The following is a 14,291-nucleotide window of genomic DNA, read 5'->3' as shown; positions in this document are numbered from 1 at the left end:
TTATTAGATTAGGAAGATAGTTAAGCGAGTTATGACTGATAACTGTTTACCTTCTGGATGTATTTTGCGTCGAGCTACGGTTAAGGATATTTGGACCATTCGTAGATTAGTTTTGTCTGCTCGACTCGATTTTACTCAGTTACGTTGGCAACAGTTTTGGTTGATTGAACAAGAAAAAAAAGCGCTCGCCTGTGGACAGTTACGCAATTTTACTGATGCTCAAGAATTAGGTAGTTTAGTAGTAGTACCACATCAGCGCGGACAAGGTATCGGTGGTTATCTTACTCTTCATTTAATTCAACAAGCTACCAAACCTTTATATCTGGAATGTTTGGGCTCAAAATTGGCTGATTTTTACTCCCATTATGGGTTTGAGGTAATTACTTGGCAAGAGTTACCGCGAGGGCTTAAGTTAAAGTTTGGCATATCTCAAGCGGCTAAAACTGTTCTTCGTTTGCCTGTGGTTTTTATGCGTTACCAAGAATCTCATCATTAACCATTAAAAATCATTGGGCAAAGGGCTCCCAATCTTGTCTTATCACCGTAATATAAGTCCTGGAAACACGGAAACATCGAGTTCTTAAGTTGTTGGAAGCACTGAGATCCCGATGTTCCGATCGCATATTACATATTTCATGCTAGGACAATGATATCACGAGAATTTAATGCAAACAAAGGTCTTGCTGCATCGAATGACCTATCGAGCGATATTTGGAAGCGATTGACGATTATTAAAACCGAAGCTTGGTTCGATACGGTTAAGGCGATCTCTAAAAAATATAAGGCAAGAGCCAAACTTGAGAGCCGATATCTAAAGTCCGTAGATGTTTTCGATGCTGACGGGATAAGACTCGGACACCTTTGGCAACTCGATGAAAACGAGCCGATTTATTAGAGTAGGAAGCAGTGGATTAGTCATTTTGAGGTTGCTAATACGATAGCAGAGGCGATTGAGAGGTTGGCGAGTTATTGAGCAGTAAATAACACAAAGTATAGGTGCTGCTACATTAAGTGGCACCTATATTTTTGGTTACAGAAAAAAAGTAGTCAGCTGGCAGTTTAATTGTTGTTTGCATCGAGATAAATTTATGTAACTTTATGTAATTTCAGTGCGTACACACAAGTTTCTCACATTCTTTATTTAGCTTAAAAGAAATAGTTAAATCAGAAAAAATACAAATCTTGGTTATGAATCCGTGATTAGCCTATTATACGCTCGCTATTAAGTAAAATTCATAACCTGAGCGAATCGGTAGGAAAATTATGACTAACAAGATTTACGCTCTGCTAGTAGGTATTAACGACTATCCCGACCCAAAAGATCGCCTCGAAGGCTGTGTGAACGATATTACAGCAATCAAAGAGTATCTTAACGAACGATTCGATCGGCAAGAATACCAACTTCATTTACAAACACTTAGAGATGAGCAAGCCACACGCGAGGCAGTTATTAATGGCTTCCGTACCCATCTTCGTCAAGCTGAAAAAGATGATGTAGTTCTGTTCTACTATAGTGGGCATGGTTCTCAAGAGCAAGCCCCAAAGGAATTTTGGCCTCTAGAACCAGACCATCTGGATGAAACTTTAGTATGTTATGACAGTCGTACCGAGAACGGCTGGGATTTAGCAGATAAAGAATTGGCAAAACTAGTTGGGGAAGTAGCAGAAAACGAACCGCATATGACCATTATTCTCGATTGTTGCCATTCGGGTTCTGGCACCAAAGACCCAATGCAAGTAGCTAGGGAACGTCGCATCCCCGCAGACAAGCGAAAACGTCCCCTAGATAGCTTTATTTTTAAGCTGGAAGAGTTAGAGAAACTTTCAGATACCAGTCGCGATCCCGAAAAACACCCCACTGGCTGGAAGATACCAAAAGGTCGTCATGTGCTTCTAGCAGCTTGTCGAGACCACGAAACAGCAAAGGAATACGGTAGCAAACATCGGGGTTATTTCTCTTATTATTTGATGGATACACTTTCCAAGACAAACGGAAAGCTGACTTATCGAGATTTATTTGCCCGCACCAATGCTATTGTCCGCAGTGAAAGTATAGATCAGTCTCCGCAATTGGAAGTGAATCATTCCGAGGATAGTGACAAAGTTTTCCTCGATGGTGTGATCGCCGAAGTTGAACCCTATTTTATTGTTAAGCACGATCGAACCTCTGGCTGGGTGATTGAAGGGGGTGCTGTTCACGGAGTTCAATCCCCCAAAGACAGCGAAACGACTTTACTAGCACTGTTTGACTTTGATGCCAATATCGACGATCTACGCGATCCCTTAAAATCTGTGGGGACAGCAAAAGTGACTCAGGTATTGCCAACTAAGAGCAAGATAGATATCGAAGAGGTGCAAAATCTGACTAGCGATCGCACTTTTAAAGCAGTTGTTACCAGTTTACCCCTACCGCCTTTAGGAGTGTACTTTGAGGGAGATGAAGCGGGTGTAAATCTGGCGCGGGAACAGCTACAAATAGCCGGACTGAATGGTAAACCCTCAGCATATGTCCGCGAGTCACGAGAAGTTGGTCAAGCCGAGTTTCGTCTATTGTGTCGCAATAACCAGTATGTAATAGCCAGACCAACAGATGACCGCCCCCTGGTAGCTCAAATTGATGGTTATACCCCAGAGAACGCAGATAAGGCAATTAAACGCCTAGAACATATTGCTCGCTGGACACAAATTTCCCAACTCTCAAATACTGCGGCAACTCGGATAAAAGCTGGTGATGTGAAGATGGAACTCATCTTTAGCGATCGGGATTTATCGCCTTCAAAGCAAATGCGTTTGCCATACAAATATCAGAATGGGGAATGGCAACCACCAGAATTTAAACTTAAACTTACCAATACAACTAGAAAACCACTTTACTGTGCTTTGGTCAATCTTTCAGATAGTTTTTCCATTAGTGCCCCATTTTTTACAGCAGGTAGTGTCAGGTTAGAAGCAGGAGAAGAAGCTTATGCTTTAGATGGAGAAGAATTGGTACTCGAAGTCCCAGATGAGTATTGGGAACAAGGAATTACCGAGTACAAAGACATGATTAAATTGATTGTAAGCAATGACGAATTCGATCCGAGATTGCTAACTCAGGATAAACTTGATGCTCCTCGACCTAGATCGAGAAATATAGAATCTTCAAATCAAAGTAGTCTTGAGCGTTTAATGAATCGCACGCAAGAGCGCGAAATAGAAGCGGCAGACTCAATCAGGTTTGACGATTGGTATGCAGAAGAAATCACAATCGTTACAGTCCGCCCTTTGGATTCCACACCAGTTTCAAAGGAACAAGAACAACAATTAGGAGTAGGGGTAACATTACAACCCCATCCCAGCTTGGTAGCAAATGTTCGCCTCACTACCACTCCGCAGGTTAGTCGAGATTTGGGTAATAAAATTGTGCCCCCCATCCTGCGGGAAGACCCAGAAGTTATTCGACCCTTTCAATTTACTACTAGTCGGGGTACAAACCCAGGATTAAGTGTACTGGAACTGAGCGACGTTGCAGACTACGAAGTTGTCTCCCCAGATACACCTTTGAAGTTATTAGTTGATGCACCCCTAGCAGAGAATGAATACCTGCTTCCTGTGGGTTATGACGGTGAATTTTTCTTACCTTTAGGTCGGGGTAAACCAACGGTCGATGGTAAAACTGAAATTGAGCTAGAACGATTACCAGCCCCTGTTAGTCAGGGAGAACGCAGCCTGCAAGGTTCTATTCGCATTTTCTTTCAAAAAGTGATCGGTAAGTATTTTGGGCGGGGGTTTAAGTATCCGATTTTAGCGGTGGCTGAGGTAGGAGAGGACAAGAAAGTAACCTATAATCGGGATGAAGCTGAGGTTAAACAGCAGGTGGCGCAAGCAAAACGAATTGCCCTCTATATCCACGGAATTATCGGTGATACTGAAAGTTTAGTATCTACAATTAAACAGCCCGTATTGCAACCAGATGGGCAAGAGGGTTCCATCAGCGAACTTTACGATCTGGTTCTTGCCTTTGATTATGAAAATCTGAATACTACTATTGAGCAGAATGCCCAACATTTGAAACGACAACTAAGAGATGTGGGTTTATCAGAAAACCACGGTAAAGAACTACATATTATTGCTCATTCAATGGGTGGTTTGGTATCTCGCTGGTTTATCGAACGAGAAGGTGGTAATAAAGTTGTCCAACACCTGATTATGTTGGGTACACCAAATGCAGGTTCTCCTTGGTCAGTGGTGGAGGATTGGGTCAAACTTACCCTGGCTATTGCGCTTAACGGTCTTTCTCTAGTTGCTTGGCCGGCAAAAGTGGTAGCTATGTTGATGGGTACATTAGAACAAAATATTCGGGTAACTCTAGCCCAAATGAACCCCACTTCCGATTTTCTCAATTCTCTCGCAGCCAGTGACGACCCCGGTATTCCTTACTCAATTATTGCTGGCAATACCTCGATTATTCCCGCAGCCTTGGAGCAAGAAGTAGAGAAAAAATCGATATTAGAGCGGCTACAACAACGTTTATTTAATCAAGTTGTAGAATTGCCCTTCTTTGGTGCGCCGAATGATATAGCTGTAAAAGTGGATAGTATCACGGATATTCCTACAGGGCGTAAGCACTCTCCCAACATTCAAGAAGTACCTTGCGACCACATGAGTTATTTCCTGAATGAACCTACTAAAGTTGGCTTAAAAGCTTTAGTTGCAGCGATCGCTCAAAGGCAAATACGGCTAATTGTAGCGACAGAATCAGTCTCCAAGGCATTTGCGCTTAAACACTCAATCAAAAATATTTTTGTAGCGATAGAAGATACTCGCAGATACTAGAATGTGGTTAAATGCTTCAAATAAGTCAGGCTTAAGATCATCTGTTCTTCTAATGATAAGTTTGGTTTACGACCGTCCCTACTAGCAATTATCCTGACTTTTCTGGGCAACACATTAGTAACAAAGCTCTTAAAATGAGGGTCGGCAGGGTTAATCGGTATCATCGAAGCAGCCATCTTCATCCCCCGTTTTTCGATCTCCTCCAGCATCTTGAGATGAGCTTCAAAAGAATCATGACCAGTAAAACCAATGTGCCTGACCTTGCCTGTTTCCTGAGCCTCAAGCAAAGCGTCGAGCATACCGCCTCGGACGCGCTCTTCTACTCGTTCTGGAGTTTCGAGGGCATGCACTTGCCATAGGTCTACGTAGTCGGTCTTCATACGGGACAGGGAAGCATCGAGATCTGTTAGGGCATCTACGCTTCAAAGTGATTGAGAAGAAAAGTGCAATCATGTCTAGGTTAAGGAATTTATCAAAAACCTGTATCGGGCGATCGCCTGAGACTTTTAAACAGTTACATAGCGCGATATCTCCTTGCAGATAGGCACATCGCGATCGAGAGAATCAAATAATCGCGGTGACAGTAAAGACGGATATAGTTACTGAAAACTTTAGCTTCTGCCGCAGCCAAATAACCTCACCGCGATTTTGCTCCTTTGCCAACTACTTTAAATTTGTAGTTCTCAAATCTGAAAATCCTTTTCTCCTCTGCACCTCTGCTTCCTCCGCTTTTTCCCACCACCTAAGTCTCTTATCACTAAAGATAAATGATATCAGACTGTTTCAATTCCCGCTCTCGATTGATGTAGAAGCATAGTCGATTAAGTCGATTAAGGCGTGAAGGCGAGAGTCTGGTTCGAGCGGCTTGTAGAGCAGTTTTAATTATTGTGTTGTCGTAGAGGATGGGAGCGTTTGTTCATTACTACCTTCCAGGGTTATTTGGTCTTTAGCTACTTTTGGCGACAGCACCTCGAACATCGCTCATCGAAGTAACTAAAATTTCGGCAATCTCAGGACGAGAAAACTCTGGCGGGGGAACTTTTCCCTCTCTAAGAAGCTTACGCACTTTAGTTCCAGATAAATGAATCCTTTCTTCAGGAGTTGCTGGACTAGTTTTAGCAGTACCCATAGTTTGAGTTCTCAGGCAATAGAAAGCGTGTTCAAACTTTAAAGGCTGGATCTGTAACTCCTCAGCGTTGAATTCCTCGAAGATCTGTTGAGCATCGTAGGTTCCATAGTAGTCACCCACACCAGCATGGTCGCGACCGACAATAAAGTGAGTGCAACCATAGTTCTGACGGGCGATCGCGTGCAGAATAGCTTCTCTCGGTCCTGCATAACGCATCGCAGCGGGAAATACGCCTAATAAAGTTCGGTTTTGAGGATAATATTTTTCAATCAAAGTTGTATAGCACTGCATCCTAATCTCGGCAGGAATATCATCGGCTTTGGTCATACCTACCAGAGGATTGATAAACAGACCGTCAGTTATTTCTAGAGCAATTTTAGTAATGTATTCGTGGGCACGGTGAATCGGATTGCGCGTTTGAAATGCAGCTACAGTCTTCCATTGACGCAAAGCAAATTCAGAACGAGTAACTTTTGGAGTTAAGCGATATTCCAGAAATTTATCATGGGGTATCGCTTTGATTTTTTGGATAGAACCCCCAAGATAAACCTCTCCCTCAGCGCGCATTGCTCTAACGCCAGGATGTTTCTCGTCATTAGTAAGATAGACTTTTTGAGCTTCATAATCTTGGTTTGGTTTAAATTTGCTGGTAACGTTCATGACCGCCAAGATGTCACCTTGGGGATGGACGAGAGCAATTTCGCCATCGAGTTGATATTTTGAAGCTTCTGCTTCTGGTATTTGCAGAGTTACGGGAATACTCCATGCCAATCCATTACTCAAACGCATATGATTGACAATGTTGTGATAATCAGCTTCATTGACAAACCCTTCCAAGGGACTATAGACACCCGTAGCGATACATTCGAGGTCTGCAAGATTGCGTTGAGAAAGAGTTAATTGGGGTAAAGTGTGGGCATACTCCTTAATATTTTGCACTTGAACTTCACAGTCTTCGCGATTAACTAGCTTGTTTCCGTGGGGAAAAATTATGCTCTGATTCATTTCCATTGCTCCTATTTGTTAATTAAGGTATTCGATTGAACGAGATGTTTTTTGATAAATTGGCTAGTTTACAAGCCGTATAGGCGAATGATGAGGGGTGGCACGATTAAAGTCATCAGGATGGTTAGAGGTGTGCCCACACGGACGAAATCGATAAATTTATAACCGCCAGCACCATAGACCATCGTGTTAGTTTGATAGCCGAGGGGGGTCATAAAGCTATTAGAGGCGGCAAAGATGACCGCAAACATAAAGGCAAAAGGATTGAGTTCCAGCATTTTGGCTACTTCGACAGCGATGGGCAGCAATAGCAAAACCGCAGCATTGTTAGAAAGAATCTCTGTGGTCAAAGCGGTAATTGCAAAGAAGAAAGTTAACAGCAAGCCAGGGGAAAGATGAGATCCCAAGACCATCAAATTAGCAGCCAGCCAGGAGGTTGCACCCGATTTCTGCATTGCTATTCCCAGGGGAATTAAACCCGCCAGGAGAAAAATAATATCCCAGCGTACCGCTTCATATACTTCCCCTGGTTTGAGACAGCCAGTTACTACCATTAACAGAACACCAATTAAGGCACTGATAACAATTGGTAGTATGTTAAAAGCAGCCAGCAGAACTACGCCCAAGCCAATGGCGATCGCGATTTTTCCTTTATTAAACCTTATAGTCGATAGTTCTAAGCGATCTATAACTAGCAGACCATTACCATTGTGGGTTTGCAATCCTAATAGACTTTGTTTGGGTCCTTGCAATAATAAGACATCCCCAAAACGCAACGATAACTTACTCAGCCGCTCGCGGATCAATTCTTCACCACGCCGAATTGCTAAGACGGTAGTATTGTAGCGTTGGCGAAAATTCAATTCTTTGAGAGTAGAACCAATTAAGCTGGAGTGTGAGAGAATCAAAACTTCAGCAATACCTTCTTCAGCGGAAATTAAATTCGCTTCGAGAGAATGCGTACCGAGTCTTACCTCTGGCAGAATGCTGACACATCTTTCTTCTTTTACTTTGAGTAATTCTTCCCGACAGCTCCGCACCAGTAAAATATCTCCTTCGTTCAGCACTTTATCGGCTAGTGGCTGCGGGAAATGATAGTCGTTACGGATTATTTCTAATACGTCGATATCAAATTGATGTTGCAGTCCGCTATTATCGAGAGTTTTGTTGACTAAGTAAGGACAAGCTTCGATGACTAATTCAAAAACATAGTCTTTTAAGTCATAATCTTGAACGATAAAACCACTGTTGGGAGTTCTGCGCTTGGGCAATAATTTTGGTGCCACAACGATTAGATAAACCGAACCAACTAAAGCGACAATCAAGCCCAATTGGGTAAACTCAAAAAGACTAAAAGCCCCATAACCCAACTGTTCTGATAAGCCACTGGCTAAAACATTTGTGGAAGTACCGATTGTGGTGATCATGCCGCTAAGAATAGCGATATAGGAGAGAGGAATGAGTAACTTAGAAACCGAGATGCTCTGTTTGTGACACCATTCCTCTACTACAGGCATGAAAACTGCTACTACAGCAGTGTTGTTGATGAAGGCAGTAATTGGAGTCAAGATGGCTGCCATTGCCAAGATTTGCTGCTTAGAATGCTTTCCGCCCCACCTCATCAAGAGATAACTTAGTCCCTGAATTCCCCCAGTACGAGCTATACCAGCACTTAGAATGAACATTGCCATAACGGTGATAGTAGCCGAGTTGCTGAAACCAGATAGCCCCTCTTGAGGAGTAACCAATCTTAGGGACATCAGAGCTACCATGACGGCGATCGCGGTAATGTCAATCGGTAGCCATTCGGTAATAAAGCAAATTAAAGCTAAAACAACGACGCAGAGGGTGAGAAAGATAGACATATTTTAATCTTCCTAAATAAAATCGAGGTCGGGATACGAAGCCATCATTTCGGATATTTCGTCACTTTCGGATACTTGATAGTTAAGGACTTCTTTCAAAAAACGGGAATAAGCCGTATAAACCTGGATAGAATCATCCTCTCGCTCGACCAGAAAGAATGGTGCAGCCTGGACTTGGTGTTGAATTGCTAAAGACATTCCCAGACTAGATGGTTGACCTTCGTGGGCAAAAACAATGCGGTCTATATGACCTAATAACCGAGCTTGCTCTAGCTCTTGCCAGACTTTAGCCGACTTACGGCATAAACTACCATCTGTCTTCACTTTTTTGACTACCGTAATTTTCATTGCTTAAGACTCCTCAATTATTTACCCGATCTCGATCTTAATTTTCCACGTGTAGACCACACTCTTTGTCTTGTGCTTGCTCCCACCACCAGCGTCCTTCTCGCTCGTGTTGATTGGGCAAAACGGCTCTGGTACAGGGTTGACAACCAATACTGATGTAGCCTCGTTCGTGTAACTTGTTATAGGGAACGTTATGATAGCGAATGTATTTCCAAACCCGCTCTGAAGACCAGTTTGCTAAGGGATTGAATTTGGTCAAAGTGCGTTCTGGAGTTGAGAAAGCCCGATCTATCTGAATTACGGGAATATCGGAGCGCGTGTCGGGATTTTGATCTTGACGTTGACCGGTAATCCAAGCATTAAGAGTAGACAATTTACGTCGTAAAGGTCTTACTTTACGAATGCCACAGCACTCTTTATGACCATCTTGATAAAAACTAAACATTCCTTTCTTCTTGACTAAAGCTTCGACCTGTTCGTTTTCGGGAAAAATAACCTCTAAATCGAGGTCGTAATATTTTCTAACGCGATCGATAAACTCGTAAGTTTCAGGATGTAGACGACCAGTGTCCAAAGAAAATACTTGGAAATTTTTGGTAATCTTAGATGCCATATCAATTAGAATTACATCTTCGGCACCGCTAAAAGAAATAGCAATATTGTCAAATTCAGCCAGTGCCAATCTCAGAATTTGCTGCGGACTTTTAGTAGCATACTCAGACTGAACCCGAACTATTTTTGATTCGCGAGTGGTAGTATTGGTATGTGTTGCAATCATGGAAATCTCCTTGTGGTTGAAAATTAATTGAATGAAAAACTGTGTTTATTTGAGTTGAAACAACTCTTGCTTTGTCAAGATGCTACTTAGTCTGTTTCGAGCAGCAAAATAGCTAGAGAGTAAAAAAAACTAAGTTGTAACAGGGTGGAATTTCTGCGATCGCTTGGAACTAATCTAATTTGGGTCGAGTCTTTTTGTTTTGGAAAAACTAGGGAATCTCCAAAACTAGTCTCTAACTGATAATTCTGTATTCTCTAGATAAACTGACTGCCGATGTAAAATATCGAGCAAAATCAAAGTATCTGAAGACCTATTCGAACTCATTTGTAACCGACCGTTGTGGAAAAATCCAGTTTGGGACGACAAGCTGTCAAAATAGATTGAAGTCGAACCACATTACCCACTACAGCAATGGCAGGTGCGCTAAATTTAGCTGCTGCCATCTGAGCAACTATAGTTGCTAGGCTTCCCGTTAACCGTTCTTGTTCGGGTCTTGTCCCCCAGCGAATTAGCGAGATTGGAGTCTGTTGGCTCAAGCCAGCCTCAATAAGTTGAGTGATAATGTGAGGTAGATTCTGCACTCCCATGTAAATAACGATGGTTTCAGCCGAATGGGCGATCGCCTGCCAGCTTACTTTGGGTCGATATTTACCCACAGCTTCGTGACCAGTCACAAAAGTTACGGTAGAACTATAATCGCGATGAGTCAGGGGAATACCTGCGTAAGCTGGTGCGGCAATTCCCGAAGTGATTCCTGGAACTGCTTCTACAGGTACTCCAGCAGCAATTAAATCTGCCATTTCTTCACCCCCACGACCAAAGACAAAAGGATCTCCTCCTTTGAGTCGCACAACTATGGCATTGTTTTGGGCTTTTTCGATTAGTGTTTGAGTAGTTTCCGCTTGAAGCATCGAATGTCGCCCTCGTCGCTTTCCTGCGTCGATTCGCTCTGCTTGAGGATTTATCATCGCCAAAATTTGCGGACTGACCAAGGCATCGTAAACTACGACATCAGCATACTCCAATAAACTTTTGCCTTTGATGGTCAATAAACCAGGATCGCCAGGCCCTGCACCTACTAAATAAACTTTACCGATAATTTTGGGTCTTGTCGCTGTTATAGTTTGATTCATGATGCCAACATTCCCTCAGCAATTAAAGTCGCCAATTCTGCTGTTGCATCTAAAGGCTTGCCCAATGACAGTTGCACTTAGGGAAATCTGGTTTGCAAAGTCATTACTTCTAGCTCCATCGCCTCCATAATTCTTCCCTGACAGAGCAAATAAGGTTGAATGGCAATAGTTCTCTTACCTGACGCGACAAGCAGTTCTAATTTCTCATCTAGAGAGGGAGATACTGATAGATAAGCCGTGATTGCCCCCAGTTGCTTTGCTGTTTCCTCTACTGTCCGATTGCCGCCCGAACGCTTTGTTCCGTGGGAAAACAAAATTTTGGCATCGGCTTCAGTCCCTACTAATCGATTTGCCCATAGTTGTGTTAGTTTGGCATCAGAACCCAGATAAGGTAGCTGTTCGATGGCGATTGCATCCCCTAAAATTTCCCTCGCCCGATCTATCTCAGCACAGATATCTTCTGTTACATGAATTCCTGGCAGTAGAAATAGTGGTAAAACTTTTACTCGTTTGCAGTAAGCCCGTTGAGCCGATATGGCAAATTGCTGAACTTGTCGGTGTAACGGTAAAGAAGCTGATTCTAAAGTACCTGTTTCTACCAGAGGACAACCCATGTTAGTTAGTATCATACTAGCTGTAGTAGTTACACCAGCTTGAGTATCAGACGCATAAGAGGTTAAAAAATTGGATTTCTGGGATTCTATTACTCCTGCGACTTGGATATTCTGACTTGCCAGCAAAACAGATACTTGTTCGGTAAGTTTGTCCACAGCCCATCGAGCGCGAACATCTCGACTGCCGTGAGTAACTAACATATAGGCAGATGAAAGTAATAGATTGCGGTTGAATAGCATTTTCTATGTTTCCGAGTTGAGAGAATAAGCTCGATGTTGAAACTTTTGTTGTTCTTGAATGAGTAGTTCGTCTAAACTGCCAATCTCCTCTAGGGTATGTAAGTCTTCACAACCACCAATATGAGTATTGTTGATAAAAATTTGGGGCACGGTTTTGCGACCATTTGCTCTTTGACTCATTGCCTCTCTTGCTTCATCGTCGCCATCAATGCTGTACTCGGTATATGCAATTTCTTTTTGCTGTAATAAGGCTTTAGCTTTTGCACTGTGAGGACAATGACTCCAGGTGTATATTTCTACGTTAGGTTTCATGGGATTTTTCTCTTGAATAATTTCGATCTACTGATTCGGTTGAAAAAATTAATTTGCTTCTAGAAACAGCAACTCATTCGACAATCGACAACTTAATAATCAGAGCTTGGCAAACACAAAGACATCGCTAGAAATATCCAAACCAATATCGTTTTGTACCAGGCGATATAGGTTCGGAGGCTTAACCTGCGGTATCTTTAATAATGGATGTATCTTTTGGGAGAGTTGAGTTTTAAGGGAAACTAACTTTAACTGACAAATTGTTCGGAAAACTCGTGCAGTTTCTCAAAGCCAACGCGATTACAAAATACACCAAAGCTTTCACCCAATTGACGGTTCGATTGGAAATAAGTCAGTAGTGGAGTTAAAAAATCTTCCAAATTGTCAATGTGCAACTTTTGCATATATGGTCGAGCTAGCTTAGTCTGGTCGGGGGTTCCTCCTAGCCAAATTTGATAGGTATCGGGCGCACTGCCAACAAAACCTAATTCCGCCATGTATGGTCGGGCACAACCATTGGGACAGCCAGTCATGCGGATTACTAACTCTTCCTCTGCCATGTTTAGTTTATTTAATAATGCGCGAAGGCGATCGAGTATGGCTGGCAATGCTCTTTCAGATTCGGTAACTGCTAACCCACAAGTAGGTAGAGCGGGACAAGCCATTGAATAGCGAATTAAGGGATCGATCGCCTCTGGGTTTAGTTGAATGCCGTGTTGTTGCAATAGTTCTTCAATCGCTGCTTTCTGTGCGGGTTCAATTTTATAAAGAATGATATTGTGATTTGGGGTCAATCGCATTGGTAAGTTGAATTGCTGGATAACTTTACGCAGTGCAGTTTTGAGTTGGAAATCACCTTCATCTTTGACGCGACCATTTTCTACCAATATGCCTAAAAACAGTTTGCCATCACCTTGTTCGTGCCAACCTAAATAGTCTTGATACTTCCATTCAGGAAGTTCTTTAAAAGGTGAAAGGGATTTACCAAAGTAGGATTCGACCTTGACTTTGAATTTAACCAAACCCCAATCATGAACTAGATATTTCATGCGCGAGTGACGGCGGTTGAAGCGATCGCCATAGTCTCTTTGAGTAGCAACAATTGCCTTAATCAGATCGTAAAGGTCGTTTTTATCTACATATCCAAGGGGGTCTGAGGTACGAGCAAAAGTCTCTTCTTTATTATGAGTGCGACCCATACCGCCACCGACTAACACATTAAAGCCTTCTAACTCTCCAGCTTTATTAGTTATCACTACCATACTGATATCATGGGTGTAGACATCAATCGAGTTGTCCCCTGGTACGGTAACGCAACACTTGAATTTCTTGGGTAGATAGTGCGTACCGTATATTGGTTCGACACTATCGGTAAAGTTTGTCCCGTTTGAATTGCGATCGCGTGCTGCTTTAATTTCTGGATCTTCTTCGCCACTGATAGCTTTCTCCCCATCGAGCCATATTTCATAATATGCCCCAGTTTGGGGTGTTAGCAGATCGGCAACTTTATCGGCATATTCCCAGGCGTATTGATATTCAGGTTTATTCTTATAAGGTGCTGGGGGAGCCATAACATTACGGTTGAGATCGCCACAAGCACCTAGAGTCGAACCCATGCTGCGAACAATATCTGCAATGACGGTTTTTAAGTTTTGTTTGAGAATGCCGTGCATTTGCCAAGCTTGGCGAGTTGTGGCTCTAAGAGTTTGATTACCATATTCCTCTGAAAGCCGATCCATCGTTAGATAGAGTTCTGGAGGGATGAAACCGCCTGGGGTGCGAGTACGCAACATCATCTGATAGTCTTTTTCCTGACCCTTAACTCGATTATCACGATTATCCTGCTGATAAGAACCGTGGAATTTGAGGATTTGTATGGCATTTTCACTAAAGTGAGTTGTGTCTTGTTGTAGTTCAGTTGCCAGGGGTTCGCGCAAAAAATCACTGCGCTCTTTGATGCCTTCTACTTTTGAAAGTTTGCCTTGAGTGGACTTGAGATTTGTAACCATGTGCCTAACTTATTAGTTTTCGTGAATAATCTAGAACTTGAAC

The 14,291-nt window shown here is 42.6% G+C and carries 11 protein-coding genes and 1 pseudogene; 3 read left to right on the top strand and 9 right to left on the bottom strand.

Translation table 11 applies throughout. The features are described from left to right. The first annotated feature begins 31 nt into the window (after positions 1 to 31). The 3 genes from ACLFKQ_RS26650 to ACLFKQ_RS26640 all read left to right on the top strand — a co-directional run bounded on the left by ACLFKQ_RS26650 (position 32) and on the right by ACLFKQ_RS26640 (position 4,815). Positions 32 to 496 (top strand): GNAT family N-acetyltransferase, encoded by a 465-nt coding sequence (locus ACLFKQ_RS26650; RefSeq protein ID WP_449002683.1) that lies wholly within the window; start codon positions 32 to 34, stop codon positions 494 to 496. Positions 497 to 646: 150 nt separating this feature from the next. After that, on the top strand, positions 647 to 895 hold the full coding sequence (locus ACLFKQ_RS26645) for a hypothetical protein (RefSeq protein WP_449002682.1): 249 nt from the start codon (positions 647 to 649) through the stop codon (positions 893 to 895). A 368-nt stretch (positions 896 to 1,263) separates the two neighbouring features. After that, positions 1,264 to 4,815 (top strand): caspase family protein, encoded by a 3,552-nt coding sequence (locus tag ACLFKQ_RS26640; protein ID WP_449002681.1) that lies wholly within the window; start codon positions 1,264 to 1,266, stop codon positions 4,813 to 4,815. Here ACLFKQ_RS26640 and ACLFKQ_RS26635 read toward each other — a convergent pair. The 9 genes and pseudogenes from ACLFKQ_RS26635 to sir all read right to left on the bottom strand — a co-directional run. After that, positions 4,812 to 5,213: pseudogene (locus tag ACLFKQ_RS26635) on the bottom strand (aldo/keto reductase); the annotation flags it as partial. The gene ACLFKQ_RS26640 and the pseudogene ACLFKQ_RS26635 overlap by 4 nt on opposite strands. Positions 5,214 to 5,761: 548 nt before the next feature. After that, positions 5,762 to 6,955, bottom strand: coding sequence for a sulfate adenylyltransferase (sat, locus tag ACLFKQ_RS26630; RefSeq protein WP_449002680.1), 1,194 nt, complete (start codon positions 6,953 to 6,955; stop codon positions 5,762 to 5,764). A 62-nt stretch (positions 6,956 to 7,017) separates the two neighbouring features. Next, complete coding sequence (locus ACLFKQ_RS26625; RefSeq protein ID WP_449002679.1) at positions 7,018 to 8,814, bottom strand: SLC13 family permease; 1,797 nt, start codon at positions 8,812 to 8,814, stop codon at positions 7,018 to 7,020. A gap of 12 nt (positions 8,815 to 8,826) precedes the next feature. Beyond that, on the bottom strand, positions 8,827 to 9,162 hold the full coding sequence (locus ACLFKQ_RS26620; protein ID WP_449002678.1) for a hypothetical protein: 336 nt from the start codon (positions 9,160 to 9,162) through the stop codon (positions 8,827 to 8,829). 37 nt (positions 9,163 to 9,199) lie between these two features. Beyond that, positions 9,200 to 9,940, bottom strand: coding sequence for a phosphoadenylyl-sulfate reductase (locus tag ACLFKQ_RS26615; RefSeq protein WP_449002677.1), 741 nt, complete (start codon positions 9,938 to 9,940; stop codon positions 9,200 to 9,202). A 320-nt stretch (positions 9,941 to 10,260) separates the two neighbouring features. Further along, on the bottom strand, positions 10,261 to 11,073 hold the full coding sequence (gene cobA, locus ACLFKQ_RS26610; RefSeq protein ID WP_449002676.1) for a uroporphyrinogen-III C-methyltransferase: 813 nt from the start codon (positions 11,071 to 11,073) through the stop codon (positions 10,261 to 10,263). Positions 11,074 to 11,150: 77 nt separating this feature from the next. Then, complete coding sequence (locus ACLFKQ_RS26605) at positions 11,151 to 11,927, bottom strand: sirohydrochlorin chelatase (protein WP_449002675.1); 777 nt, start codon at positions 11,925 to 11,927, stop codon at positions 11,151 to 11,153. A gap of 3 nt (positions 11,928 to 11,930) precedes the next feature. Further along, positions 11,931 to 12,239: a glutaredoxin 3 gene (gene grxC / locus ACLFKQ_RS26600; RefSeq protein WP_449002674.1), complete on the bottom strand. Its 309-nt coding sequence runs from the start codon at positions 12,237 to 12,239 to the stop codon at positions 11,931 to 11,933. Between the two features lie 248 nt (positions 12,240 to 12,487). Next, positions 12,488 to 14,248, bottom strand: a complete 1,761-nt coding sequence (sir, locus tag ACLFKQ_RS26595; RefSeq protein WP_449002673.1) for a sulfite reductase, ferredoxin dependent — start codon at positions 14,246 to 14,248, stop codon at positions 12,488 to 12,490. Positions 14,249 to 14,291 lie beyond the last annotated feature (43 nt).

This window comes from Myxosarcina sp. GI1(2024), from assembly GCF_053543375.1.
Note: the sequence above shows the minus strand (reverse complement) of the source record. Positions and strands in the feature narration are given on the sequence as shown.